At 70.1% G+C, this 3,060-nt stretch carries 2 protein-coding genes; both read left to right on the forward strand.

Annotated features, from left to right (window positions below; genetic code table 11):
* Positions 1 to 14: 14 nt before the first annotated feature.
* The gene (locus HAV40_RS33160; RefSeq protein WP_166388236.1) at positions 15 to 956 is read left to right on the forward strand and encodes an ornithine carbamoyltransferase; all 942 of its coding nucleotides are present in this window, start codon (positions 15 to 17) and stop codon (positions 954 to 956) included.
* On the forward strand, positions 953 to 2,380 hold the full coding sequence (locus tag HAV40_RS33165; RefSeq protein ID WP_166388237.1) for an MFS transporter: 1,428 nt from the start codon (positions 953 to 955) through the stop codon (positions 2,378 to 2,380). Before HAV40_RS33160 ends, HAV40_RS33165 begins: the two co-directional genes overlap by 4 nt.
* Positions 2,381 to 3,060 lie beyond the last annotated feature (680 nt).

Raw genomic sequence — 3,060 nt, forward strand, 5'->3', positions numbered from 1 at the left:
CCAGGAGGCAACCGATGGGTGCGCGGCACCTCATCTCGATGGACGACCTGAGCGACACCGACATCGTCGCCGTCGCACGGGCAGGCGCGCGGATGGCCCGGGGGGAGCACGACCACCCCCTGGCCGGCCAGGTGGTGGGGGTCTACTTCGCACGGACCTCCACCCGCACCCGCACCGCCTTCTCCAGCGGGGCACTGCGGCTGGGCGCGCGGCTCATCGCGTACGGGCCCGGCGACCTGCAACTCAACACCGGGGAGACGACCGAGGACACCGGCCGGGTGCTGTCGGGCATGCTCGACGTGCTCGTCGCCCGCACCGCCGCCGACCAGGCCGAGATGCGCGGCTGGGCCGGGCAGGACCGGATGTCGGTCGTCAACGCGATGAGCGCCCAGGAGCACCCCACCCAGGCCCTGGCCGACCTGACCACGCTGTACCGGCACTTCGGCCGCCTGCACGACCTGCACCTGCTCTACGTCGGCGAGGGCAACAACACCGCCACCGCCCTGGCCCTGGCCATGACCCGCCTGCCCGGCACCACCCTGGAACTGCGCACCCCACCGGGGTACGGGCTCCCGGCCGACCTCGCCGCACGGGCACACGCCCAGGCGGCCCGGACCGGGGCGGTCATCGTCGAACGCCACGACATGGACCAGCTGCCCAAGGACGTCGACGCGATCTACACCACCCGCTGGCAGACCACCGGCACCAGCAAACCCGACCCGGACTGGCGCACCGTGTTCGCCCCCTTCCAGGTCACCGCCGACCTGTGGCGGCACAGCCCGCACGCCGTGTTCCTGCACGACCTGCCCGCACACCGCGGCGAGGAGGTGAGCGCCGACGTCCTCGACGGACCGGCCAGCCTCGCCTTCTTCCAGGCCGAGAACAAGATGTACAGCGCGATGGCGGTCCTTGACTGGTGCCGCTCGATCGCGCCCGGAGAGGATGAGACCGCATGACGGTAGTCGGCGAGCAGACCGGGGCACAGCAGTCGCCGCCGGACCAGGCCGCCCCGGCGGAGGCAGCCGCGGCCCTGGTGACGGCCCTCCAGGCCGAGAAGGCAGCCACCGAGGCCGCAGGGGCGACACCCGCGGTCCGCTCGGACCCGGCGACCGGGACGGACGGGGCCCCGGAGCCCGAGCAGCGGCCCAAGCCGCCGGGCCTGTGGCGCAACCGCGACTTCATCCTGCTGTGGACCGGCGCCGGGATGGCGTTCCTCGGCGGCCGGGTCAGCGCCATCGCGTACACCCTGCTGGTCTTCTGGTCCACCGGCTCGGCGACCGCCGCGGGCCTGGTCGGGTTCGCGGCGCTGCTGCCCAACCTGCTGGTGCAGCTGCCCGCCGGGGCCCTGGTCGACCAGTGGGACCGGCGCAAGACGATGATCATCTGTGACGTGGGCCGGATCGTCGCCGTCGGCGGCGTGTTCGCCGCCGTGCTGCTCGGCTACGTCTGGGTGCCGCTGATCATGGCGGCCGCGTTCGTCGAGGCCAGCCTCGGCGTGTTCTACCGCCTGTCCGAACGCGCCGCCGTCCGCAACGTCGTCGACGAGACCCAGCTCGGCGCGGCCATGGCCGGCAACGAGGCACGCGGCCAGGCCGCCGGGCTCATCGGCCAGCCCGTCGGCACGCTGTTCTACGCCCTCACCCGCTGGATGCCGTTCGGCTTCAGCGCCATCGCCTACCTGATCTCGCTGACCACGCTGCTGTTCATCCGCAAAGACCTGCGGGTGCCGCTCGACGAGCAGGGCACCCCGCCGCGCATCCTGGCCCGGGTCCGCGAAGGCTTCGCGTTCGTCTGGGAGCAGGTGTACCTGCTCCGCGCGCTCAGCCTCATCGCGGCCAGCAACATCCTGTTCCAGGTGCTCAACCTCGCCCTGATCATCATCGTCAAGGACATCGGCGGCTCGCCGGCGATCATCGGCTTCGTGCTCGCGGTCAACGGGATCGGTGGCATGCTCGGCGCGCTGAGCAGCAACTTCTTCATGAAGCTGATCGGTATCCGGCGCATCATCATCTTCGTCAACATCAGCTGGGCGGTGCTCATGCCGCTCATCGCGTTCGCCGACAACGCCGTCGTGCTCGCCGCGATCTACACCGCCATCGTGTACGGGGCGGGCGTGTCGAACGTGGCCGGGATGGTGTACCAGGTCAAGACCACGCCCAACCGGATGCAGGGACGGGTCGGGTCGATCTCGATGCTGCTGGCGTCCGGCACCAACTCCATCGGGGCGCTGGTCGCCGGGTTCGCGCTCGACGGGTTCGGCACCGTGCCCGCGGTCCTCGGCGTGGCCGCGGTCATGGCACTGCTGGCGTTCCTGTCGGTGCTCGGCTTCGGCGGCAAGCGCGCCGCAGAGGCGGAGGCGGCAATCAACATCACCCGCTGATCCGGTCCGCCTGCCGCCGCACCCCACGACAACTCCTCCCGTCGTGGGGTGCGGCTCCGCCATACGCGGATGTCAGCAGGCTGAAGACGATCTCAAACGTAGATGCGAACCACGGTGTCTTAGCCTGGGCGTAGGTCGCCCGCCGTGGGCGAGTGAGGCACAACGTCCGGCCGCCCGAACGACTCGCCCGTCGTCCACGCTGTACCCTGCGAGCCAGTTCAAGGCTTGATGGAGGCAGTGTGAGCTTGGCGAAGCGAGGTAGCCGGCACATCACCGTTGACGCCCGTGGCTACCGCTGGACCGTGAGAAGGAAGCCCACCTACTGCCAAGGTATGGGCTGGACCCCGTTGACCTTCGCAGTCGAGTCGGCGGAGGGTACTGGCACGGTCCTGGTTGTTCGCACCTCAGCGCCACATCCGAGCAACTGGCTGAAACTCCCGGTTCAACCCGTGCTGCCCGCCATCGTGGCAGCGAGCATACGAACCGCTCTTCATCAGGGCTGGAGGCCCGACAACCCTGGCGCTCCGCTCGTCCTGGACCTTGGTGACTGCACGGGTTAGTCCCTTCGCCTGAATGGCGGCCCGTTCACGGGTGAAAACCGTGCGTGGCGGTTGCGGCCGTGGTCGGGGTGGTGGTGCCGTGGTGGTGGTCGCCCGTGCTGACGTCGTCTCTTCTTGGTC

The sequence above is a fragment of the Catellatospora methionotrophica genome (assembly GCF_011297335.1).
Classification (GTDB): domain Bacteria; phylum Actinomycetota; class Actinomycetes; order Mycobacteriales; family Micromonosporaceae; genus Catellatospora; species Catellatospora methionotrophica.